This window comes from Chryseobacterium sp. IHB B 17019 (genome assembly GCF_001456155.1).
Taxonomy (GTDB): Bacteria; Bacteroidota; Bacteroidia; order Flavobacteriales; family Weeksellaceae; genus Chryseobacterium.
Genome location: NZ_CP013293.1, coordinates 2860070 through 2883466, shown reverse-complemented (window position 1 = coordinate 2883466; position 23397 = coordinate 2860070). Strand labels below are relative to the sequence as shown.

Annotated in this window: 20 protein-coding genes, 7 tRNA genes and 1 other RNA gene; 21 read left to right on the top strand and 7 right to left on the bottom strand. The window is 36.3% G+C overall.

All coding sequences use genetic code 11. The annotated features are described in order from the left end of the window. Nucleotides 1-49 precede the first annotated feature (49 nt). Both hutG and ATE47_RS13305 read left to right on the top strand, forming a co-directional pair. Nucleotides 50-964, top strand: coding sequence for a formimidoylglutamase (hutG, locus tag ATE47_RS13310; RefSeq protein WP_062162423.1), 915 nt, complete (start codon nt 50-52; stop codon nt 962-964). Between the two features lie 135 nt (nt 965-1099). After that, entirely contained in the window at nt 1100-2392 is a 1293-nt protein-coding gene (locus ATE47_RS13305) for an NAD-dependent succinate-semialdehyde dehydrogenase (RefSeq protein WP_062162422.1), read from the top strand. Between the two features lie 75 nt (nt 2393-2467). Here ATE47_RS13305 and pyk read toward each other — a convergent pair whose 3' ends face one another. The 5 genes from pyk to ATE47_RS13280 are packed head-to-tail and all read right to left on the bottom strand — an operon-like array spanning nt 2468 to nt 6646. Then, nucleotides 2468-3913, bottom strand: a complete 1446-nt coding sequence (gene pyk / locus ATE47_RS13300; protein WP_062162421.1) for a pyruvate kinase — start codon at nt 3911-3913, stop codon at nt 2468-2470. Further along, nucleotides 3906-4379 (bottom strand): IPExxxVDY family protein, encoded by a 474-nt coding sequence (locus ATE47_RS13295; protein WP_062162420.1) that lies wholly within the window; start codon nt 4377-4379, stop codon nt 3906-3908. The genes pyk and ATE47_RS13295 overlap by 8 nt, the downstream gene beginning before the upstream one ends. After that, nucleotides 4357-5118, bottom strand: coding sequence for a ribonuclease III (gene rnc, locus ATE47_RS13290; RefSeq protein WP_062162419.1), 762 nt, complete (start codon nt 5116-5118; stop codon nt 4357-4359). The genes ATE47_RS13295 and rnc overlap by 23 nt, the downstream gene beginning before the upstream one ends. A 9-nt stretch (nt 5119-5127) precedes the next feature. Further along, complete coding sequence (gene fabF / locus ATE47_RS13285) at nt 5128-6372, bottom strand: beta-ketoacyl-ACP synthase II (protein WP_062162418.1); 1245 nt, start codon at nt 6370-6372, stop codon at nt 5128-5130. Between the two features lie 34 nt (nt 6373-6406). Beyond that, nucleotides 6407-6646 (bottom strand): acyl carrier protein, encoded by a 240-nt coding sequence (locus tag ATE47_RS13280; protein WP_002976354.1) that lies wholly within the window; start codon nt 6644-6646, stop codon nt 6407-6409. Nucleotides 6647-6973: 327 nt separating this feature from the next. Here ATE47_RS13280 and ATE47_RS13275 point away from each other — a divergent pair, with 327 nt between their 5' ends. From ATE47_RS13275 to ATE47_RS13265, 3 genes are read left to right on the top strand one after another with little or no spacing between them, the layout of a single operon-like run. Then, nucleotides 6974-7870 carry an oxidoreductase gene (locus ATE47_RS13275; RefSeq protein ID WP_062162417.1) on the top strand — a complete coding sequence of 299 codons (897 nt, stop codon included), beginning with the start codon at nt 6974-6976 and terminating at the stop codon, nt 7868-7870. A 54-nt stretch (nt 7871-7924) separates the two neighbouring features. After that, nucleotides 7925-8731, top strand: coding sequence for a helix-turn-helix domain-containing protein (locus ATE47_RS13270; RefSeq protein WP_062162416.1), 807 nt, complete (start codon nt 7925-7927; stop codon nt 8729-8731). Nucleotides 8732-8737: 6 nt separating this feature from the next. Next, complete coding sequence (locus ATE47_RS13265; RefSeq protein WP_062162415.1) at nt 8738-9217, top strand: thermonuclease family protein; 480 nt, start codon at nt 8738-8740, stop codon at nt 9215-9217. Between the two features lie 54 nt (nt 9218-9271). Here ATE47_RS13265 and ATE47_RS13260 read toward each other — a convergent pair whose 3' ends face one another. Together ATE47_RS13260 and ssrA are read right to left on the bottom strand one after the other, a co-directional pair. Beyond that, nucleotides 9272-10696 carry a hypothetical protein gene (locus tag ATE47_RS13260; protein WP_062162414.1) on the bottom strand — a complete coding sequence of 475 codons (1425 nt, stop codon included), beginning with the start codon at nt 10694-10696 and terminating at the stop codon, nt 9272-9274. Nucleotides 10697-10839: 143 nt separating this feature from the next. Beyond that, nucleotides 10840-11241: a transfer-messenger RNA gene (ssrA, locus tag ATE47_RS13255) on the bottom strand. Between the two features lie 242 nt (nt 11242-11483). Between ssrA and rpsU the strand changes: the two genes are divergently transcribed. The 16 genes from rpsU to tuf all read left to right on the top strand — a co-directional run bounded on the left by rpsU (nt 11484) and on the right by tuf (nt 23392). Further along, the gene (gene rpsU, locus ATE47_RS13250; RefSeq protein ID WP_062162413.1) at nt 11484-11681 is read left to right on the top strand and encodes a 30S ribosomal protein S21; all 198 of its coding nucleotides are present in this window, start codon (nt 11484-11486) and stop codon (nt 11679-11681) included. A gap of 81 nt (nt 11682-11762) precedes the next feature. Next, nucleotides 11763-12650, top strand: coding sequence for a tyrosine-type recombinase/integrase (locus tag ATE47_RS13245; protein WP_062163555.1), 888 nt, complete (start codon nt 11763-11765; stop codon nt 12648-12650). Beyond that, the gene (locus tag ATE47_RS13240) at nt 12647-12937 is read left to right on the top strand and encodes an HPF/RaiA family ribosome-associated protein (RefSeq protein WP_062162412.1); all 291 of its coding nucleotides are present in this window, start codon (nt 12647-12649) and stop codon (nt 12935-12937) included. Before ATE47_RS13245 ends, ATE47_RS13240 begins: the two co-directional genes overlap by 4 nt. Nucleotides 12938-13045: 108 nt before the next feature. Next, nucleotides 13046-13119 (top strand) — tRNA-Thr (locus ATE47_RS13235). A 20-nt stretch (nt 13120-13139) separates the two neighbouring features. Then, nucleotides 13140-13220, top strand: a tRNA-Tyr gene (locus tag ATE47_RS13230). A gap of 85 nt (nt 13221-13305) precedes the next feature. Beyond that, a tRNA-Gly gene (locus ATE47_RS13225) sits at nt 13306-13378 on the top strand. 92 nt (nt 13379-13470) lie between these two features. Next, a tRNA-Thr gene (locus tag ATE47_RS13220) sits at nt 13471-13544 on the top strand. Between the two features lie 20 nt (nt 13545-13564). Then, nucleotides 13565-13645, top strand: a tRNA-Tyr gene (locus ATE47_RS13215). An 85-nt stretch (nt 13646-13730) separates the two neighbouring features. Further along, a tRNA-Gly gene (locus tag ATE47_RS13210) sits at nt 13731-13803 on the top strand. 42 nt (nt 13804-13845) lie between these two features. Continuing rightward, a tRNA-Thr gene (locus ATE47_RS13205) sits at nt 13846-13917 on the top strand. A 270-nt stretch (nt 13918-14187) separates the two neighbouring features. Then, entirely contained in the window at nt 14188-14868 is a 681-nt protein-coding gene (locus ATE47_RS13200) for a response regulator transcription factor (RefSeq protein WP_062162411.1), read from the top strand. After that, nucleotides 14869-16233, top strand: coding sequence for an ATP-binding protein (locus ATE47_RS13195; RefSeq protein ID WP_062162410.1), 1365 nt, complete (start codon nt 14869-14871; stop codon nt 16231-16233). Between the two features lie 213 nt (nt 16234-16446). Continuing rightward, on the top strand, nt 16447-17688 hold the full coding sequence (locus ATE47_RS13190) for a TolC family protein (RefSeq protein WP_082632601.1): 1242 nt from the start codon (nt 16447-16449) through the stop codon (nt 17686-17688). A 1-nt stretch (nt 17689) separates the two neighbouring features. Beyond that, the gene (locus ATE47_RS13185; protein WP_062162409.1) at nt 17690-18775 is read left to right on the top strand and encodes an efflux RND transporter periplasmic adaptor subunit; all 1086 of its coding nucleotides are present in this window, start codon (nt 17690-17692) and stop codon (nt 18773-18775) included. A 49-nt stretch (nt 18776-18824) separates the two neighbouring features. After that, a complete protein-coding gene (locus ATE47_RS13180) occupies nt 18825-21923 on the top strand; it encodes an efflux RND transporter permease subunit (protein ID WP_062162408.1) in 3099 nt (1032 codons plus the stop codon). A gap of 257 nt (nt 21924-22180) precedes the next feature. Continuing rightward, nucleotides 22181-23392, top strand: coding sequence for an elongation factor Tu (gene tuf / locus ATE47_RS13170; RefSeq protein WP_062162406.1), 1212 nt, complete (start codon nt 22181-22183; stop codon nt 23390-23392). Nucleotides 23393-23397: the final 5 nt, after the last annotated feature.

The following is a 23397-nucleotide window of genomic DNA, read 5'->3' as shown; positions in this document are numbered from 1 at the left end:
TTTATAAAATTTATTAAGAATCTTTATAATTTAATTAAAAAGAGTTAGGATGATCTGGCAGGGAAGATTAGACGGTGAAGAGCTTCTTTACCACAGAATATTTCAAAGAGTAAGAGAAGAAAATGATTATGATGTAGTTTCAACTAAAGATTTCGTTTTACACGGATTTGCGGTTGATGAAGGCGTTCGGAGGAATAAAGGAAGACAAGGTGCAAAAGATGCTCCGGATGTGATACGTAAAAATATGGCTAATTTTCCGGTCATTCTTCCGGATTTTTCGTTGCTTGATTTTGGAAATATTTCCTGTGAAGACGGAAATCTGGAGAATGCCCAGAATACGCTTGCTAAAAATGTTTCAAAAGTCTTATTGAAAGGTGGAAAGTCTCTTGTTTTGGGTGGCGGACATGAAGTTACCTATGCTCATTATTTGGGTATAACAACAGCTTTTCCTGAGCAGAAAATCGGGATTATCAATATTGATGCACATTTCGATAATAGAGAACCTGAAAATGGAGTAGGATCAAGTTCCGGAACAGGATTTTGGCAAATCGCGCAGGAAGGTGAAATTAATTCTTTGCATATCGGAATTCAGAGAAATTCTAATACTTTGAAATTATTTGATACTGCACATCAGTTTGGAATGAAATATATTCTGGCTGACGAGCTTTTCTTTGAAAATCTTCCGTCAATTTACCAACGGATTGATGAATTGTTGGATAAGGTAGATTATGCTTATCTGACGATCTGTATGGATGTTTTTAATGCATCAATTGCTCCGGGAGTTTCGGCTTCAGCTTATAATGGGATTTTTGCAGATGCAACATTTATGCATTTTTACAGGCATATTTTAAAAAACGAAAAACTGTTAGCTTTGGATGTGGCAGAAGTCAATCCGTCATTTGACATTCAGGAAAGGACAGCGAGATTGGCAGCATGTCTTATGAATGAATGGTTTCTGATATAAAATTATATTTCGTTGATAGAGAAAATCATTATTTTATTTCAACTTAAGGAACAAAATTTGCTGCTTTCATGGTGCTTTTAAGACAAAGGCATTTAATAAATTCAGTTCGACTGAATTTAAAACATTAACTACATTATGGAACAATCAATTGAAAATAAACTTATTAAAGCAGATAAGGCATTTTCAGAATGGAAAAAAACACCATTCGAAGACAGACAGAAACTTATTGCAAAAGCAGCTGAAATTTTAAAAAATAATTCTGAAAAGTTTGGTTCAATTATCACAACTGAAATGAATAAGCCGATTTCACAGTCGATTGCAGAGGTTGAAAAATGTGCTTTAATGATGAATTATTATGCAGATGCTGAAAATATTTTAAAACCTGAAAAAGTAGATTCCGAATATTCTTATTCCGAAATTCATTATGTTCCGAAAGGTGTGATTTTAGGCGTAATGCCCTGGAATTTTCCTTTCTGGCAGGTATTGAGATTTGCTGTTCCTGCGATTTTGGCTGGAAATACCGTTGTGTTGAAACATGCTTCAATCTGTTTCGGCAGCGGAAATGCAATTGAGGAAGTTCTTTTGGAAGCTGGTTTCCCTGAGGGGATTTTCCAGAATCTTGAAGTCGGGCATAATGAGGTTAAGGAAATCCTTGAACATGAGGCTGTAAAAGGTGTGAGCCTGACTGGAAGTGGTAGGGCAGGAGCGGAAGTAGCCTCAACAGCCGGTTTAAATATGAAAAAATCCTTACTGGAATTAGGCGGAAGCGATGCTTTCATTGTTTTAGATGATGCGGATTTGGATAAAGCTGCCAAAGTAGGAGCTCAGGCAAGGCTTCAAAATTGCGGACAAACCTGTGTAGCGGCGAAAAGATTTATTATTGATGAAAAAATTGAGGATGTATTTCTTCCGAAATTTATTGAAGAATATAAAAAATTTGTTCCCGGAAATCCAATGGATAAGGAAACGAAGATTTCCGGAATGGCAAGACCTGATTTGGCGGACGATTTAGAAAAGCAATTTAAAAAAGCCTTAGAAAACGGAGCAGAAATTATGATTCCGCTGGAAAGAATTTCTGATCATGAATTCAAGCCGGGCTTAATTCGGGTATATGAAGGAAATCCTATTTTACAGGAAGAGCTTTTCGGGCCGTTAGGAATGGTAATGGTTGCTAAAAATGACGAAGAAGCCTTAAAAATGGCTAATGATATTCCATTTGGACTTTCAAATTCTGTTTGGACAAATGACAAAGACCGTCAATTATTTTTTATAGAAAATCTGGAATCGGGGACGGTAAATATTAATAGAATGACAAGCTCAGACCCGCGTTTTCCATTCGGAGGAACAAAGGCTTCAGGCTATGGAACAGAACTTTCTTTATTAGCGTTAAAGGAATTTGTAACAGCAAAAACAATTGTAGGAAATTAATTAGATTTAAACATAAAAAAACTCCCGAAAAATATCGGGAGTTTTTTATTTTATAATAGTTTAATTTGTTGATAATTAAACTGTTGTTAGTCTTAATGTATTTGTTTTTCCGCCTTCATACGATGGAGTAGCATTGATGTTGATCACAAAGTCTCCTGTTTCGATATAACCGTAGTTGTGAGTCAGCATATTTACCTGGATAATCGTCTCATCCGTAGATTTTTTCATGTCATAATAATATGCGTGAACGCCCCAAACAAGGTTTAGCATCGTAATAACTCTCTTATTACCACTGAAAACAATAATGTGCGAATCCGGTCTGTGCGCGGAAAGCTGAAATGCAGTATACCCGGAATGAGTCAGAGTTACGATCGCAGCCACATTAGTTGTCTTTGCAATTCTTACCGCTGCAAGACACACCCTGTTTGTAATGAATCTCTCATCAATACAGTTGTAATCCTTTTCAATCGGCTCATTTTTGTGCTGGTAAAAATGTGTCATCTCGATGTTTTTCACAATTTTAGCCATATTTTCAACTACCTGAACCGGATATCTTCCTACAGAAGTTTCTCCCGAAAGCATCACGGCATCAGCTCCATCCAATACAGAATTGGCAACATCGTTTACCTCTGCTCTTGTAGGAGTCAAGCTGTTGATCATCGTTTCCATCATCTGCGTTGCGATAATTACCGGCTTTGAGTAGAACCTTGCTTTTTCAACCAAAGTTTTCTGGATAGCAGGAACTTCTTCCATCGGAACCTCAACACCTAGGTCACCACGGGCAACCATCAATCCATCGCATTCCAATAGGATCTGTTCGATATTTTGTACACCTTCAGGCTTTTCAATCTTCGCGATAATCGGAGTTTTGAATTTGCCGTTCGGATGTTTTGCAATTAATTCTTTTAAGTCAATAATATCCTGGGCATGACGAACGAAAGAAAGTGCAATCCAGTCAACTTCCTGATCAAGCATGAAATTGGCGTCCTGAATGTCTTTTTCCGTTAAGGCAGGAAGTGAAACTTTCGTATTCGGAAGGTTTACTCCTTTTTTAGAGCTCAAAGGTCCCCCTTGAATTGTTTTTGCTTTTACGGTATCTTTTTCATTCGTTTCAATTACCTCCAGAACCAGTTTCCCGTCATCGATAAGGATTCTTTCCCCTACTTTTACGTCTTGTGGAAACTGTTGGTAAGTCATGTAAACCTTCGTAGAATCACCTTCGATCTTCTCATTGGTGAAGGTAAGAATATCTCCCGGGTTAAGGTAAGAACCTTCCTTTACAACACCAACTCTCAGTTTAGGACCTTGTAAGTCACCAAGAATTCCTACTGAAAAGCCGTATTCTTTGTTAAGTTCTCTGATTATTTCAATATTTTTTCGAACTAAGTCATAATCCGCATGTGAGAAATTTATTCTAAAAACATCGACACCTGCTCTCATTAGTCCTAACATTACTTCTTTCGACGATGAAGCCGGGCCAAGTGTTGCGATAATTTTTGTCTTCTTTAAATACTTATTCATAATACTGGATAATTTGATAAAGTTCTTCATCAGAACTTAATGTATAATCTTGAATTGGAAACACAAGATTTTCAGGGAGCAAAATTACGGAAAATTCAGGAAATTGTTCCGATGTATGTAAAATATATTCTACATCTGCCTGATTATTTAATAAAAATTTAATATTTCCTTCTTCTGAGAAAAGTTCTGTTTGTATTTTTTTTTGTTTACTTTCAGAAGATTTGTTTGAAATGAAAGTAAAACATGTTTTTGTAAACCTGTGATAAGCTTCAAATCTTGGAAAAAGATAATCATAATAAGACCCGTGAAAGATGAGGTCATCAATCCTTTTGAAAGTCAGATCGTTTATTTGATTTATTTTATAGAAAAACTCATAATCAGGTATATTTTTGGCTAATCTTACCAATCCTATGGTAATATCTTCAAATTCTATATCATCGAGATCATAAAGCTTTTGGATTTCCAAGTATGTTTTCTTTTTTGTTTAAAATATAAAATGCTCTCTGTGCTGCCTTTTCCTCTGCTTTCTTCTTGGAAGTTTCTGTGGCATTGGCGATTCTTTCTTCCCCGAGCCATACATGACACCGGAAGACAATCGACTTATTTACCTGAATTTCTTCGCAAGTTTCGTACTTTATATTCACTTTCTTCTTCTGGCTCCATTCGAGCAGAAGACCTTTGTAGCTTACAATTTTATTTTCAAGCTTGTTAATTTCCCCAGGAGTTAAAAGTCTCTCGAGGATAATTTTTCTGCAGGTATCATAATGGAAATCAAGATAAACAGCACCAATTAATGCTTCAAATAAATTTCCAGAGATATTTTCACCCAAAGCCACAGAACCTGTTTTTTGTAAAAGATCTGTAAGTTTTAGGTCGTCCCCTAATTTATTAAGATTTTTCCTATTAACAATCTTAGATTTCATTTGTGTCAAATATCCTTCATTAGCTTGAGGGTAAGTCTGGAATAAATGACAAGAAATAATTGTACCCAAAACAGAATCCCCCAAAAACTCAAGCCTTTCATAATTACTGTCTTGATTTTTAGAAGAACTTTTTAAGGAGAAAGCTTCACGGTAAAGCGCAACATTTTGTACCTCGGTACCTAACATTTTGCTGAGCTCGGTACTAAGAAAATAATCTCTCTCCGTTAATTTTCTTTTTCTGTTTTTGAGAAGGAATTTAGAAAAGTATTTCTGTAACTCCATTCATTGAATTTAGATTTTCGTAAATAGAACGCAAGCATTATGCCCACCAAACCCAAAAGTATTACTCATGGCTACTTTTACATCTTTTTTCACAGCGTTGATGAATGTAAAATTCAATCTGCTGTCAATATTTTCATCATCAGTAAAATGGTTGATGGTAGGAGGAACAATACCATGAATAATAGTTCCCAACGCAGCAATAGCCTCAATAACTCCGGCAGCACCCAACAGGTGGCCTGTCATTGATTTTGTAGAATTAATCTGAATGTCGTAAGCGTGTTCTCCTAATAATTTTGAAATCGCGTTAGATTCTGCAATATCTCCTAATGGAGTAGATGTACCGTGCATATTGATATGATCTACTTCATCAGTAGTTAATCCTGCATCTTCCAGACAACTCTTCATTACCAGATAAGCTCCTAAACCTTCAGGATGCGGTGCTGTCATGTGATGTGCATCTGCACTAAGACCGCCACCTTTTAATTCTGCATAAATTGTTGCACCACGTTTTACCGCGTGCTCATATTCTTCAAGGATGATACATCCTGCTCCTTCACCCAGTACAAATCCATCTCTGTCTTTATCGAAAGGTCTTGAAGCTGTTTTCGGATCATCATTTCTTGTAGAAAGTGCCATCATTGCATTGAATCCACCGACACCACTTGCTGTAACGGCTGCTTCTGAGCCTCCACATACAATCACGTCTGCTTTTCCCAGCTGGATCAGCATTTTGGAATCAATTAAAGCATTTGCTGAAGATGCGCATGCAGAAACAGTAGTATAATTCGGACCATGGAAACCATACTCAATAGAGATATGTCCCGGTGTGATGTCCGCAATCATTTTAGGAATAAAGAAAGGGTTGAATCTAGGAATTTCCGTATTGGCCCATCCCAGAACTTCAGTTTCGAAAGTCTCCAGACCTCCGATTCCTGAACCCCAGATTACTCCCACTCTGTGTTTGTCTACACTATCTTCAATAATTCTTGAGTGTGCTACTGCTTCTCTTGCAGCAACAAGCCCAAGCTGTGTATTTCTATCCATTTTTTTAGCTTCTTTCTTATCGAAATGCTGCAACGGATCGAAATTTTTCACTTCGCAAGCGAATTTTGTCTTAAAGTTTGTGGCATCAAAAAGAGTAATCGGAGCGGCACCGCTCTCACCTTTTACAAGATTTTCCCAGTATTCTTTTGCATTATTTCCAATCGGCGTTATTGCTCCAAAACCGGTTACAACTACTCTTTTTAATTCCATAAACTTTGTTAATTTTCTTTTTTGTTGAAGAATATTATTTATTTACTACTTCTTCGATATAAGCGATAGCGTGTCCTACAGTAGTAATTTTTTCAGCTTGGTCATCAGGGATTTGAATATTGAATTCCTTTTCAAATTCCATGATTAACTCAACTGTATCTAAAGAATCAGCTCCTAGATCGTTTGTGAAGCTAGCTTCAGGAGTTACTTCTGTTTCTTCAACGTCAAGCTTATCAGCGATGATAGCTTTTACTCTTGATGCAATGTCTGACATAGTAAATTATTTTTTTTAATTGTTAGATGGTGCAAATATATAAAATTCTTTACGATAAAACATTTTTTTAGTCTTTTTTGTGCCTCTCAGATGTGCATTTTATGATATGTAGGTTTAGTGTTTTAGTTTTCAGGTATTTATATTTTAACATTTCATACACTTATTTTTATTTTAATTAAAATAAACTTATTCCATCCTTATATTATATGGTATATAAAATCAGGATATTATAAAATGACTTTTTAAACAAACCAAAATTGAGCTTTTCAACAAAACAGGACCATCCTGATTTGACGGAAATTTGTATCAAACAAAATAAATAATAAAATGAAAAAAGTTTGGTTTATTACAGGAAGCTCAAAAGGTTTAGGAAAAAGCCTTGTGGAAGCGGTTTTATTAAAAGGTGATTATGTTGTGGCTACAGCAAGAAATCCGCAGCAATTAAATGATTTGGCTGAAGAATACCCGGAGCAATTACTCACATTGGAATTAGATGTTCAAAATAAAGAACAGATTTATTCTACAATAGAAGAAGCTGTCAAACATTTTGGAAGGATTGATGTTTTGGTGAATAATGCCGGTTTTGGAATTACAGGAGCAGCGGAAGCTTTTACAAATGAGCAGGTCAGAAGCCAGCTGGAGGTGAATTTGTATGCGCCGATAGAGGTGACAAGAGCGGTTTTACCTTATATGAGAAAACAACGTTCCGGAAATATTTTGCAGATAAGCTCAATTGGTGGCAGAGTAGGAAATGCGGGACTTTCTATTTATCAGGCGGCAAAATTCGGGCTTGCCGGCTTTTCGGAATCCCTAAGTAAAGAAGTTGCACCTTTAGGAATCAAGGTCACAAGCATTGAGCCAGGTGGCTTCCGTACAGACTGGGCGGGCCCTTCCATGAGCTTTGCTAAGGATATTGAAGGGTATGAAACGACTGTTGGCGGTGTAAAAGAACACCTTACTTCAGGGAAATTCGTTCCGATGGGTGATCCGGCAAAAGCTGCCAAAGTGATGATTGATATTGTGAATCACGAAAATCCGCCGTTGCATTTGGTGTTGGGGAGCGAGGCAGCTGCAATTCTGAGAGCGACAGACGAAAAAAGAAAAGAGGAATTTGAAAAATGGCTTGATGTAAGTGTTTCCACTGATCACGACGATGCAGTGAATATTTTTGAAACCGAATATGGAAAACAATATCTGGCGCATAAAGGCATTAGTTTAAAATAATTTTAAGAATGAGACTGTATTTTCACAGTCTCATTTTAATTATATTTGTGTAAAATGAAACCGAAAAGAGAAGATTTTGAAAACATTGTATTTTCCTGCTACACTCAGGTGAGCCGGCAGGGAGAGCATTTTGTGTCTGATCATGTATTGAGCTATCAGATTGCAGGAGATTTGGTTTTAAATGATGGGATTAATGATTATTCTGCGACCGACGGCTCCATCCGTTTTTTGAAAAGAAATCAATTATTGAAATTCGTAAAGCAGCCGCCTCCGGAGGGTGAATTCAAATCATTGTCAATTTATCTTGATCAGCGGATATTAAAAGATTTCAGCCTTGAATATCAATTAACTTCGGAAAGAAAACAATTTAATAAGCCATTATTGCTCTTAACCGAAAATCCATTATTGCAAAATTTCATGCAGTCGTTGCTGGTGTATCAATTTTCGGATAAACTTTCTGATCCCCGGTTGGTTGAATTAAAAATAAAGGAAGCTCTCATCTTATTATTACAGGAACAGCCGGATCTAAAGGATGTTTTATTTGACTTTACCGAACCCGGAAAACTTGATATTGAAGCTTTTATGAATAAAAATTTTTATTTTAATGTCAATCTGGATCGCTTTGCCTATCTCACGGGCAGAAGTCTGGCTACTTTTAAACGGGATTTCGAGAAAATATTCGGGATTACTCCTGGAAAGTGGCTATTGCAGAAGCGTTTGCAGGAGGCACATTATCTTTTGGAGAAAGGGAAAATGGCTTCTGATATTTATCTTGACCTTGGCTTTGAAGATCTTTCACATTTTTCATTTGCCTTTAAAAAACAGTTTGGTCTGGCGCCGAGCAAAATAATTTCAGCTTAAATTTTAATGAGAAAATTCATTTTTATAACATTGTTTTTAATTTCTAATTTAATTTTTTCACAAGTTAAAGGAACCATTATAGCTATAAAAGATGGCGATACGGTAGTTGCTTTATTACCAGATAAAACCCAGGAAACCTTGCGGCTGGCAGACGTTGATTGCCCCGAAAATGGACAAGCCTTTGGGAAAAATGCCAAACAATTTACAAGCTCACAGGTTTTTGGTAAAACAGTGACATTTTATAGAATCGGAAAAGATAAATACAGGAGAACTATCGCAAAAATATTTTATGATAATGATAAATATTTGTCTAAAGAAATTATAAAAGCAGGTTTTGGATGGTGGTATTTTAAGGCTTCAAAAAATTTGGAATTACAGAAGTTTCAAGATGATGCGAAGGAAAAGAAGCTGGGTTTGTGGGCGGATAAAAATGCAGTCTCACCCTGGGATTACAGAGAAAGCAAAAAGAAAAAGAAGGTAATATAATTGAATTAAATATTAAAATAAAAGAGGTTTTGTGATGCAAGACCTCTTTTTTATTTAAAATTTCAGTTTTCTCATTTTGAAAAAAAGGTTTCTGTAGAAAGGATAGATTCCCAGTTTTTTCATCATCGCAATTTGATGATGTTTTTTTGTTGGGTTGATGGGGATTTGAGCCAGCTTTTCATCTGTAATTTTTAAAATAAGCTCATAAACTTTATGGTAATATTTATCCCTGTTTTTCCTTTTTGTTGAAAGGAGTAAATTCAGTAAATACCTATTGTTGAAAGGAGATATGACAACATTCTGAGTATTAGAAATTGATTTCGAAGCTCCTGCCCAATTTGGCATTTTATGTTCCCAATATATATAATCTAAAAGATGAATGTTGTGAGTTGTGGTTTCCTTCCATTCTTTTATGGCATTTTTCTCATATTCACCATCTTTTAAGCCTAAAATAAAACAAATATCACTCAAAGAAAGGCTGTTGGGAAGGGGATCATAAAAATTCCTGGCAACTTCACTGATATTACCATTAATAATATAGCGTCCCGGGAAGTGAATGTTCATGAGAGCAGCCATTTTATGACCTTTTACTTCATCCTTCCAAATGATGGGTTTTGTATTTTCTGCCAGCTCAATATTAGATAAATTATAATCAATAACCTTCAGCTCTCTGGAAAAAGAATTGACGATTTCGGTGGCAATTTTTACATCTTGTTTCCCTTCTTCCGTATTGTGATTTAAAACAAAATAATCGGCTTTGTCAGCATTTTTCAATGAGGCGGCAAATAGTATTCTGGAATCCCAGCCGGCTGTGACAGCAAGTGCAACGTCTTTGTGATAAGCGATGCTTTCAATGGATGATTCAAGTATAGTAAGGGCTTCTTTTGCAACGGTTTTATCATCTAATATCGGTAGGGAAGCTGTAGGATAATATCTTACGTATTTTTTATTTTCAATATCGTAATAAAAATTCGAGATCAGTTTATTGATATATTTGAAAGGTGTCTTGCTGAAAATATTTATTTTCTTTTCAATAATATATGATGGGGCATTTTCATGATAAATGCCTTTCCCTTCACCTGTTGAAATAATGAAATTAGGCTGTGCACTGATGTAAATCTCATCATTCTGATGATAAATATACGTTTCCAACTGTCCGGCTGCATCATTGAATAGGTAATTTTTGCCGCTTTCAAAAAAGATAAAAATAAAAAATCCGGTCAGTTTATTTATTTTTTCAATTTTCTGATCCAGACTTAAGTGGATGAGGGAATCTACTATTTCCGAATTGGATTGCTTCGAGTTTTCAAAATCAAAACATTCACCGAAAAAAATAACATCTTCTTTACATACAAGGTTTTCCGTGTTGGATTTATGTATCTGGATGTTAAGGTTGTTATGATAAAAGATTTCCCCATTGCTCATGGGGAAATCAATTTTTTTATTACTAATTATATATTGGAATGGAGAAATTTCCATTGTTTATTTCTTTATAATTTTCCCGGTAAAGTTAGTGTTTTTCCTATTATTTTTTAGATGTTTAGACTTATTGTTTGCTGAGATTTTTTGAATAAAAAAAGAGAATGTGTAATAATTAATTTACAAATTCTCTTTAGTTTAAAAAGTGGAGTTGGAGGGATTCGAACCCTCGTCCAAACAAGCAATACATAAGATTTCTACATGCTTATTCTGCTATTGGTTTTCGACTGGAGGCAGAGAGCAGACACCCAACTTCCAGCTTATCTTCTGAGGTTTTCGAGTTTTAGACGAAGTGGCTAAAACCTTATTTCTGCATTCCTATATCCCAGAATCAAACGCCGCAGAACAGAGCATTTGTGGAATATCTTGCTTCCCTACTGAAATCTTCGGGAAAACGCTTGATCTACTATACTTCGATATTAAGCTGCAAGAGCGAACTCTTCGTTGCCAGTTAAAATTTTGTAGCAAGGGATTATAGAGATCGCGCTACGGTTCTCTGCATGCTTACTTACCCATTGACCTTGCTGTCGAAACCAGTCAACCCCATGAATAAATGTATGCAAATATAAGACTTTTGTTCAAATATGATTAGTATTAGCAATAGCTTTTTTGTATGTTGATTTTAAAATGATAATTATGATTATAATCATCAATAAAAAAGTACCTCAAAGCCGACTGGCATTATGATTCTTTAATTTAAACAATTAAATTTTATTAGAAAAAGGACATTTGTTTTGTATTTTAACAAAAAAATCCTACTTTTGCAATCCAAAATGAGATGTAAAATATGTTAATAATTCCAGTAAAAGATGGTGAATCCATCGACAGAGCATTAAAAAAATATAAAAGAAAATTTGATAAAACAGGTACAGTTCGTCAATTAAGATCTAGACAAGCGTTTATTAAACCTTCTGTTACTTTAAGACAAGCTAGACTAAAAGCGGCTCACAAGCAAAGAAACCTGAGCAAGGAAGAGCAGGCTTAAGAAAAATTTTCTTAAACACATAATAATTCATTCTTTAAATAGTTATATTTGAAGAATGAATTTTTGTTTTTATACGTAATGATGCTGGATAAATTTTTAGACTATTTGCAATTTGAAAAGAGGTATTCTCCTCATACCATTACAAGCTATAAAAAAGATCTTGAGGATTTTTCTCATTTCTATTTAAAAACGGAGTCCTCCGAAGATATTTCCAAAGCAGATAAAAAAATCATTAGAAACTTTATTGTAGAATTAAGCGAAAATAATATTTCGAAAAGAAGTATTAATAGAAAACTTTCCTCACTTCGAAGTTTCTATCTTTTCCTTTTAAAAATAGGTGAAATTAAAGTTTCTCCTACCGAAAGTATTTCCTCCCTGAAATTTTACCCCGAAAAGCAAATTCCTATGTCTAAAGAGGAAATGCAGACCCTTAATGATACGGTTTTTGAGCAGCTGCATGATCTTTTGGAGAAATGCATTATGGAAGTGCTTTATCAAACAGGTATCCGTAAGGCCGAGCTTTGTGGTATGATGTTTGAGAATGTTAATCTAAGCATGAACGAACTTAAAATAATCGGTAAAGGAAATAAACAAAGGGTAATTCCTATTTCCGTAGAATTATCAGATCTGCTGAAAAGTTATTTGAAAATACGCCAGCCGCAGACAGAATATAGATCATATTTTTTTGTAAATAAGAAAGGCAAAAAACTCACCGAAAAATTTGTTTATGTGGTGGTTAATAAGTACCTTAGTCTTATATCCACAAAGGAAAAAAGAAGTCCTCATATCCTTCGTCATAGCTTTGCTACACACGTTTTGGATAATGGGGCAGAGATCTCTAAAGTAAAGAAAATATTAGGACATTCCAGCCTTGCTAGTACGCAGGTCTATACGAATGCTAATATTGAACAATTGAAAAAAGTGTTTAATCAGGCTCATCCAAGAGCCTCAAAAAATGACGAATTATGAAGATCACAGTACAATCACTTGGTTTAACTCCTCACGAACCATTAGAATTACACATTGAAAAAAAAGTAAGCAAACTTGATACATTTTATGACAAGATTCAGGAATGTAAAGTGTTTTTAAAAGTTGAAAATAATGCGGATAAAATAAACAAAACATCAGAAATTATATTGGTGGTCCCGGGAGAAGATATCGTTGTAAAAAAGACCTGCGCGACTTTTGAAGAAAGTTTAGACCTATGCGTTGATACTGCTAAAAAGCTACTAATCAAGAAAAAAGAATTAGCATAGCAAAAAAAGTTAAAAAAAGTTATTAAAAAATTTGAGAATTCAAAAAAACCGTTCTATATTTGCACTCGCAAAAAGGGAACAGCGTTCTTTTGAATTCTTTTTAATTATGCCTCCATAGCTCAGTTGGCCAGAGCACGTGATTTGTAATCTCGGGGTCGTGGGTTCGAATCCCTCTGGAGGCTCAATTTAATATAAAATATCTGGGGAGATTCCAGAGTGGCTAAATGGGACTGACTGTAACTCAGTTGCTTCGGCTTCGTAGGTTCGAATCCTGCTCTCCCCACATTTTATATTAGACAAAAAGTTGCAAGAATAAAGGAATTTTCCTAAGTTTGCACAGCGTTACCAATAATTTTGGAAACAAAATTGCGGAAGTAGCTCAGTTGGTAGAGCGTCAGCCTTCCAAGCTGAATGTCGCGGGTTCGACCCCCGTCTTCCGCTCAAAAATGTCACACTTTTTAGGGTGATTTTTTTTTCACTACTGAAATGGTGTAGAGTAGAGTTTCTCACAGCATTCAGTCCAATTATTAAATGCCTCCATAGCTCAGTTGGCCAGAGCACGTGATTTGTAATCTCGGGGTCGTGGGTTCGAATCCCTCTGGAGGCTCAATTTAATATAAAATATCTGGGGAGATTCCAGAGTGGCTAAATGGGACTGACTGTAACTCAGTTGCTTCGGCTTCGTAGGTTCGAATCCTGCTCTCCCCACATTTTATATTAGACAAAAAGTTGCAAGAATAAAGGAATTTTCCTAAGTTTGCACAGCGTTACCAATAATTTTGGAAACAAAATTGCGGAAGTAGCTCAGTTGGTAGAGCGTCAGCCTTCCAAGCTGAATGTCGCGGGTTCGACCCCCGTCTTCCGCTCAAATAAAATCACGCTTTTTCAGTGTGATTTTTTTAGTTAATGCCGACTTAGCTCAGCGGTAGAGTGCTTCCTTGGTAAGGAAGAGGTCACGGGTTCAAGTCCCGTAGTTGGCTCTCAATGTAATCCCGAAATTCCTTCGGGATTTTTTTTGCCCAAAATTTTAATTATTAAACAATCTATAAGCATAAAGTTTGTCATGCTGAAAGCATCTCTAAGCTTAACCATTATAAATTAAACTATATCTTTTCATTGTATTACCTTGATAAGTCTAAGCCTTTGTCTATTTTAAATAACCTTAAAATTTAATTAAAACTATTCTTCAACCCTTCAGTCAGTCTCCGAATCATAAAAAATTTCGTTACATTCGTAATAAAATAAGTTTGATGAATATTCTTTTATTGGAAGACGACCTTATTCTTTCGGCGGAACTTTGTAAGTTTTTGGAGTCAAATAACTTCACGTGCGACAAAATTTATGATGGAGAGACATTCCTTCGTCAGATAAAGAACAGCACTTACGATTTGTTTCTGCTTGACATTAATGTGCCCAAAATAAACGGGCTGGATGTGTGTCAGACCATTCGTTCTTTCGATAAAAGTACTCCGATCATTATTATTTCGGCTTACGGCGATTTGTCTGATAAAAAAGATGCCTTTACAAGATTGGCGGATGATTATCTGGTAAAGCCATTTCAGTTTGAGGAGCTGTTGTTGCGCATCAATTCTTTGCTTAGGAGAAAAACGCCTTCAGACAATACTGATCAGGATATCATCAGGATTGATGATTTGATTATCAATAAAACCGAACAGAAAGTTTTTCGGGCCGGAAATGAAATTGCACTCACCTTAAAAGAATTCCAGCTATTGGCTTATCTTGCAGAAGCACAGGGAAGGACGGTTTCAAAACAGCAGATCACAGAAAATGTATGGGAACATAATTTCAATACCAATACAAATACAGTTGAGGTTTATATCAACTTTTTAAGAAAGAAAATTGATAAAGATTTTAAAGTTAAGCTCATTCATACACGCTCCGGCTTCGGATATTATCTAAGTCCATTATAGATGTCTTTAAAACGGAAGATAGCGCTCAATCTCAGTATTGCCTTTTCATTGCTTTTCGGTATTGTGATGACGGTGATTTACATATCCTTTAATGATTTCCGGAGAGACGAATTCAAAGAAAGATTCCGGCAGAGATTGGAGTTTACTTCACATTTTATTGCCAAATCGAAAGATTTTGAAGAAGAAGCACCCGTTTTTTTTAATGAAAATTCCGATAATATTCTTTTAAATGAAACCATTTTAATTTTTAATAATAAAAAAGAACTCATCTATAGTACTATTAAAGACAAAAATGTAACCTGGGATGACGGATTGCTGCAGGAACTCGACCAAAAGAAAGTTATTTATTCCGAAAAAACCGTTCCTGAAATTTACGCGGCAGTTCGTAATATCAACGGTGAAAATTATTACATTCTTACCAGCGCTTTTGATACCAACGGAAAATCCAAATTAGAGTATTTAAAATACCTTTTAATTACATCTTATGTCATGAGTACGCTTCTCATCGGCTTTTTCAGCTATTATTTCATGGGGCAGTTCCTTAAGCCTTTGGAAGATTTAAATCAAGAGATTTCCGAAGTTACGGCCCATAAATTGACAACCCAGATCCCCGTTAGAAATTCCAATGACGAAATTGACGTTCTTGCCCAATCTTTTAATACGATGATTATAAGGTTAAATGACGTTTTCCAGTCACAAAAGGACTTCACGGCAAGTGCATCGCACGAAATCAGGACGCCAATAACCAGGATGGCTTTCCAGTTGGAGAATTTAATTAAATTTGAGCAGCATTCCCCCGAAACTTTATCTTCATTGAAGCAGATTCAGAAAGATGTGTATCAGCTCTCAGACCTTACCAATTCCCTTTTGCTCCTCACAAAATTTGATAAAGAAAACATTCAGAGCATTTATGAAGAGGTGAGAATTGATGAAGTTATTTTTGAATCCTTCGAGGCGGTTGAAAAAAGCTACCCGAAACTGAAAATGGATTTCCTGATCTCTGAAAATACCTCTGAAAATGCACTTTTAACTATAAAAGGTATTCAGTCACTTTTGGATATTGTTTTTATTAATTTGTTTAAAAACGCGGCAGTATATTCTGACAATGCAGAGGTGGATGTTCTGATCACGGAAACTCCTTCATATCTTACTGTTGATGTCATTTCTCACGGCGACATAATTCCGGAAGAAGAGCAGACCAAGCTGTTTGAAGCCTTTATGAGAGGGAATAATTCTCAGAATATTTCCGGATCCGGTCTTGGTTTAAGAATAGTCAAAAGAATCCTGGAATACCACGGCGCAGAAATCAAATATTCATCTCCTGCAAATCTGCTGAATAAATTCAGTGTGATTTTTAATAAATAATTTTTTAACTGAGATTTTAGACGATAGCATTAGCGATGTCATCCTGAACCTGTCGAAGGATTTTCTAAGACTTCAATAAATCAACCTAACAACTTCCTATAATTGTAGAACCAACAATTTACTTCCTCAAAATCAAATTTAATTTTATTTTAAGCTCACTTTAAGCCCGTTTTAATAGCAGAAAGGCAATTTTGTACCATAAAAATAACAAAAATGAACAAAATTGCAGGGCTGTTCATTATCATTTCTTCAATGATGATGGCACAACAGCAAATGTCGCTTTTGGATTGTGAAGAGGCTTTTCAAAAGAACAATTTACAACTGCTCGCCGAACAATATAATATTAATATGGCTGATGCAGATATTTTGCAGGCTAAAATCTGGGAACTTCCACAACTGAGCGGACAAATCAATGCTTATAATCCTGAAGACAGAAAAATTTTCGATGTAGGACGTGCCAAAGGAGCGGAAATTACCCAGTTAATCTACATGGGAGGCAAAAAGAAAAACGAAATTGCCTTTGCAAAATCAAACAAAGGGCTGGCGCAGCTTCAGTTTTCCCAACTTTTGGTTGATCTGAAAGCCCAGCTTCATACGGCATATTATAATCTTTATTACGAAAAATTAAAGCTCGAAAATACCAATAAGCAACTGGGTTACATGAATGACCTACTGGCAGCTTATAAGGTACAGACTGCGAAAGGAAATGTCTCTCTGAAGGACGAAGTAAGGCTACAAAGTATTGTTATTCAATTAAATAACGACAAGATTGGGATCAATAAAAATATTCTTGAATTTGAACAAAACCTAAAAGTTTTAACAGGAATTACAGACGATATCGAACCACAGCTCTCAGAATCTGAAGCGAAGGAAATTCTTGCTGCCCAACCTTTCGGAGACGAAAGTGAATTGCAGAAAAAAGCATTGGAAAATAATGCGGACTATCAATATAATTTAAAATTAATTGACAGCAGCAAACTGTATGCACAGTGGCAAAAATCTCTGAATATTCCTGATTTAAATATCGGAGCGGGCTGGGATCAAAACGGAGGGACTTTTAAAAACGAAGTGAATCTGATGATCGGAATTCCGCTTCCTCTCTGGAAATCAAATAAAGGAAACGTTGAAAAGGCAAATTATGCCATTCAGCAGAATCAAAAAAATGCAGATTTTCAGAAATTAAATCTTGAAACTAAAGTTCAGTCCGCTTTTAAAATCTGGAAATCGCAATACGATCAATTGGCAGAAATCAAAACAGATGATGTGAATAATCTCGAACTGGTATACAACGGAATGCTGAGTAATTTCAAAAAAGGAAACATCAGCCTTATTGAATTTACCGATTTCATGGACAGCTACAGGGAAACGGCTCTGCAGATTTATGATATGAAAAACGGAATCATCCAGTCGGCAGAACAATTGAATCAGCTGGTACAAACAAAAATCTTCTATTAACATGAAAAAAAATATAATCTTAATAATGATGGTTTTGTCAATCATGTCTTGCTCCAAAAAAGAGGAAGAAGCAAAACCACAGGCAAAAAAAGGCTTTGAATTGAGCAATACCATGCTAAAATCCATTGTATTAGCTAAAGTTGAAAAAAAATATATAGAAGATAATTACAATTTCTACGGAAAAATATCCGCCGATAAAAACAGCTATATCGATGTTTATCCGCTTGTTGGAGGAAATGTTTTGAGTGTAAATGTAGAGTTGGGAGACCATGTGACAAAAGGGCAGGTTTTGGCGACCATCCGAAGTACGGAATTAGCTGAGGTTCAGAAAGACGTAAGCGATGCAAAAACAGATTTGGTAGTTGCGGAAAACAATCTCCGTGTCGCCAGAGAAATGTACGAAGGAAAACTTAACACCGAAAGAGATGTGCTGGAAGCCAAAAGCCAGCTGCAGAAAGCACAGGACCAAATGCAGAGAGCAAGTGCGGTGAGTACGGTCTATAATGTGAAAAAAGGGAATATTTACAGTGTTGTGGCCCCGATCAGTGGATATATTGTTCAGAAAAACATCAATAAAGATATGCAGTTGAGGAGTGACAGAAGCGAAAATATTTTCGATGTCGCAAATACAACCAATGTCTGGGCAATTATGAACGTCAATGAATCTGATATCGATAAAATAAGCCTCGGAATGAAAGCTCAGGTTTCTACATTGTCTTATCCTGACAAATTTTTTGATGGAAAAATTGATAAAATATTTAAAATTATCGATCCGCAAACCAATGCGATGCAAGCCAGAGTAGTTTTAGACAATGCCAACGGATTATTAATTCCTGAAAGTAAAGCCACGATAAAAGTCACAAGCTCAGAAAATAATACGGCATTGACGGTTCCTTCAAAAGCGGTGATTTTTGATGATAACAGGAGTTTTGTGGTAATTTATAAATCAAGAACAGATGTTAAGGTGAAAGAAATAAAGGTTTTAAAACAAGTTGGCGACACCACTTACGTTTCCGAAGGTTTGTCTGAAGGAGAAGACGTCATCACCAATAATCAATTGTTGATTTATCGCTCTTTGAATAGTTAAACATCTAGTTATTAGTCTAATATCTAAAGTCTAACCTCTAATTTCTACTATGAATAAATTCATTAAAAATATAATTGCCTTTTCATTAAAAAATAAAGCATTCACCTTTATTTGGGTTGCTGTTTTGGCGGTCGCAGGGTTTATAAGCTTCAAAAATATGCCTATTGAAGCCTTTCCGGACGTTACCAACACCCAGATTATCATCATCACTCAGTGGAATGGGCGAAGCGCGGAAGAAGTCGAACGGTTTGTTACGACACCTATTGAATTGGCGATGAGTCCGGTTCAGAAGAAAACCAGTGTGCGAAGCACCACGATGTTTGGGCTTTCGATTGTGAAGATTCTTTTTGACGATGGTGTGGACGATACTTTTGCCAGAAATCAGGTCAACAACCAATTGCGGACAGTCAGCCTTCCTGATGAAGTAGATCCCGAAGTACAGCCGCCTTACGGACCAACAGGAGAGATTTTCCGATATACGTTGGAGAGTAAAAAGAAAGATTCACGGGAATTATTAACCCTCCAAAATTGGGTGGTCGACCGAGCGCTGAGAGGTGTTCCGGGAGTTGCAGATATCAATGTTTTCGGAGGCCAGGATAAAGTTTTTGAATTAAGTATTGATCCGAGAGCGTTGGATAAATACAATTTAACACCGCTTCAGGTTTACGATGCTGTAACGAAAAGTAATTTAAATGTCGGCGGTGATGTCATCGAGAAAAACGGACAGGCTTATGTGGTGAGAGGAATCGGTTTGGTGAAATCTATTAATGATATTGGGAATATTACGATTGAAAATGACAACGGAAACCCTGTTTTGGTTAAAAATGTTGCTGAAGTTCATGAAAGTTCGATGCCGAGAGTAGGGCAGGCCGGATTAAATAATCATGAAGATACTGTTGAAGGAATTGTCGTCATGAGAAAAGGCGAAAATCCGCGTGAAGTTTTGGTTGGAGTTAAGGCTAAAATTAAAGAATTAAATGAAAAAATCCTTCCGAAAGATGTAAAAATGGTCACCTTCTACGACCGTGACAATTTAATGGATTTCACGACAGAAACTGTCATGCACAATTTACTGGAAGGGATCATTCTGGTAACGGTAATCGTTTTGATTTTTATGGCAGACTGGCGAACGACGTTGATTGTTTCGATTATCATTCCGTTATCCTTATTATTTGCGTTTTTATGTTTAAAACTGGCGGGGATGAGCGCGAATTTACTCTCACTTGGAGCCGTAGATTTCGGAATTATCATTGATGGAGCCGTCGTTATGGTGGAAGGACTTTTCGTAATGCTCGATCATAAAGCCCATAAATACGGACCGGAAAAGTTTAATAAAATGGCAAAAGGAGGTTGGATCAAACAAACGGGAACAGGTTTAGGAAAAGCAATTTTCTTTTCAAAATTAATCATCATTACTTCATTAATTCCGATTTTCTCGTTTCAGAAAGTGGAAGGGAAAATGTTTTCACCATTGGCATTTACATTAGGTTTTGCATTAATCGGGGCTTTGATTTTCACATTGACTTTAGTTCCTGTTCTTTCGCATATTCTATTAAATAAAAATGTTAAAGAAAAAAACAATCCGTTTGTGAATTTCTGGGACAGAATTGTTTTGAAAGGTTTCAACTATACTTTTAGACATAAAAAAATGAGTTTAATGGTTGCTATTTCATTTTTAGCCGTAACATTATTCTCAGGAAAATTTTTAGGGACAGAATTTTTACCGCAGCTAAATGAAGGTTCACTTTGGATCACCGCAGAAATGCCGATGAGTTCATCATTAAAAGAATCGTTGAAAACCGCTGACCTTTTAAAGAAGGATATTATGGGCTTTCCGGAAGTCACGGATGTTCTCGCACAAACGGGCAGAAGTAACGACGGAACCGACCCGAACGGATTTGGATTTGTACAGTTTGCCGTCAATCTTAAACCTAAAGAAGACTGGAAACGAAACATCAGTTACGACGATCTGATTGAAGAAATCGATAAAAAACTTAGGACTTACCAAGGGATTACTTTTAATTATTCTCAACCCATTTCCGACAACGTTGCCGAAGCGGTGGCAGGTTTTAAAGCAGAAAACGGAATTAAAATTTACGGAGATAATTTGCAGACTTTAGACAGATTAGCTGATGAGGTTTTAAAACAAATCAAAGATGTTGATGGCGTAAAAGACCCTGGAATTATAAAAAATATCGGCCAGCCTGAAGTAAGTGTAGTCCTTGATCGGGATAAAATGGCAGCTTACGGAGTAATGCCCGATGACGCGCAATCTGTTCTGGAAATGGCTTTCGGAGGAAAAACCGCCTCAGAGATGTTTGATGGTGAAAGGAAATTCCCGATTCGTCTGCGTTATTCTCAAGAGTACAGAAAAGATGAAAATGATATTGCGGCATTGATGGTTCCTACGCAGGACGGTTCTAAAATTCCGTTAAAAGAAATCAGTACGATTGAAAAAGATAATGGTGCGGCGTTTATTTACAGAGATGATATTAAGCGTTATATTGGGGTTAAATTCTCGATTCGTGACCGTGATCTGGGAAGTACAATTGCTGATGCTCAGGAAAAATTGGCAAAAATTCAACTTCCGGACGGATATTCTGTTGGCTGGACCGGTCAGTTTGAAAACCAGCAGCGAGCTTCGAAACGATTAGCTCAGGTTGTTCCGATTAGTATTTTGGGAATCTTTCTGCTTTTATTTATCCTTTTCGGTAATATGAAAGATTCACTTTTGGTATTGGCGAATGTTCCATTTGCACTGATCGGAGGGATTATTGCACTCCATATCACCAGTATGAATTTTGGAATTTCCGCGGGAGTAGGGATGATTGCATTGCTCGGAATCTGTATTCAAAACGGGGTCATTCTCATCACAGAATTCCATCAAAATGTCAAGAGCGGATTGAGTTTGGATGAAGCTATTTTTAATGGAGTCAAATCCAGAACACGTCCCGTAATTATGACCGCTTTAATGGCTTCAATTGGATTAATGCCTGCAGCGTTGTCAACGGGCATCGGCTCCGAATCTCAAAAACCATTGGCGATTGTAATTATCGGTGGATTGATTACGGCGACAGCTCTTACTTTATTGATTTTCCCGATCATTTTCTGGATCTTCAACAGGACCAAAAAATCACAGCAGATTTAGCTATTCTTTCATTTATATTTATATTATCCGAGCCTGAAACAAATTGTGTTTCAGGCTTTTCCATAAAACGTTTTACAAAGTTTTTTTCAATCGGGAAAAATGTGTAAATTTGCAGTCTCAATACATTGAAATATAAGGTTTGTACTTCATTGGATTTGAATATTGAAACTTTTTTAATAAAAAGGTTTTGGTATTTGAAAAATTCATTATATTTGCACACCGAAAAATTGAAAAACAATAAATAAATAATTTAAATCATGGCAAAGGAAACGTTTAATCGTAACAAACCACACTTGAACATTGGTACTATTGGTCACGTTGACCATGGTAAAACTACTCTTACAGCTGCTATTTCTGCTGTATTAGCTAGCAAAGGTCTTGCTGAGAAAAAAGACTTCTCTGCAATTGACTCTGCTCCAGAAGAAAAAGAAAGAGGTATCACTATCAATACTGCTCACATCGAGTACGAAACTGAAAAAAGACACTATGCTCACGTTGACTGTCCAGGTCACGCCGACTATGTTAAGAACATGGTAACTGGTGCTGCTCAAATGGATGGAGCTATCGTAGTATGTGCTGCAACTGATGGTCCAATGCCTCAGACTAGAGAACATATCCTACTTTGCCGTCAGGTAAACGTACCTAGAATCGTTGTTTTCATGAACAAAGTTGACATGGTAGATGATGCTGAGTTATTAGAGCTTGTTGAAATGGAACTTAGAGACTTATTGTCTACTTATGATTTCGACGGAGATAACTCTCCAGTAATTCAAGGTTCTGCACTTGGTGCACTTACAGCTGCTACTTCAAGCCCAGTAAACACTGATGATCAGTGGTTTAAGAGTGTTGAGCAGTTAATGGATGCTGTTGATACTTGGATCGAAGAGCCAGTAAGAGATACAGATAAGCCATTCTTGATGCCAATCGAAGACGTATTCTCTATTACAGGTAGAGGTACTGTAGCAACTGGTAGAATCGAAGCTGGTATTATCAACACAGGAGATCCTGTTGATATCGTTGGTATGGGTGATGAAAAATTAACTTCTACAATTACAGGGGTTGAGATGTTCAGAAAAATCCTAGACAGAGGTGAAGCTGGTGATAACGTAGGTCTATTGTTGAGAGGTATTGAAAAAACTGACATCAAGAGAGGTATGGTAATCGCTAAGAAAGACTCTGTGAAGCCACACAAAAAATTGAAAGCATCAGTATATATCCTTTCTAAAGAAGAAGGTGGACGTCACACTCCATTCCACAACAAATACCGTCCTCAGTTCTACGTAAGAACTACTGACGTTACAGGTGAGATCTTCTTACCAGAAGGTGTAGAAATGGTAATGCCTGGTGATAACTTAGAGATCACTGTAGAATTGTTACAGCCAATCGCTCTTAACGTAGGTCTTAGATTTGCGATCAGAGAAGGAGGTAGAACAGTTGGTTCAGGTCAGGTTACTGAAATCTTAGATTAATTATC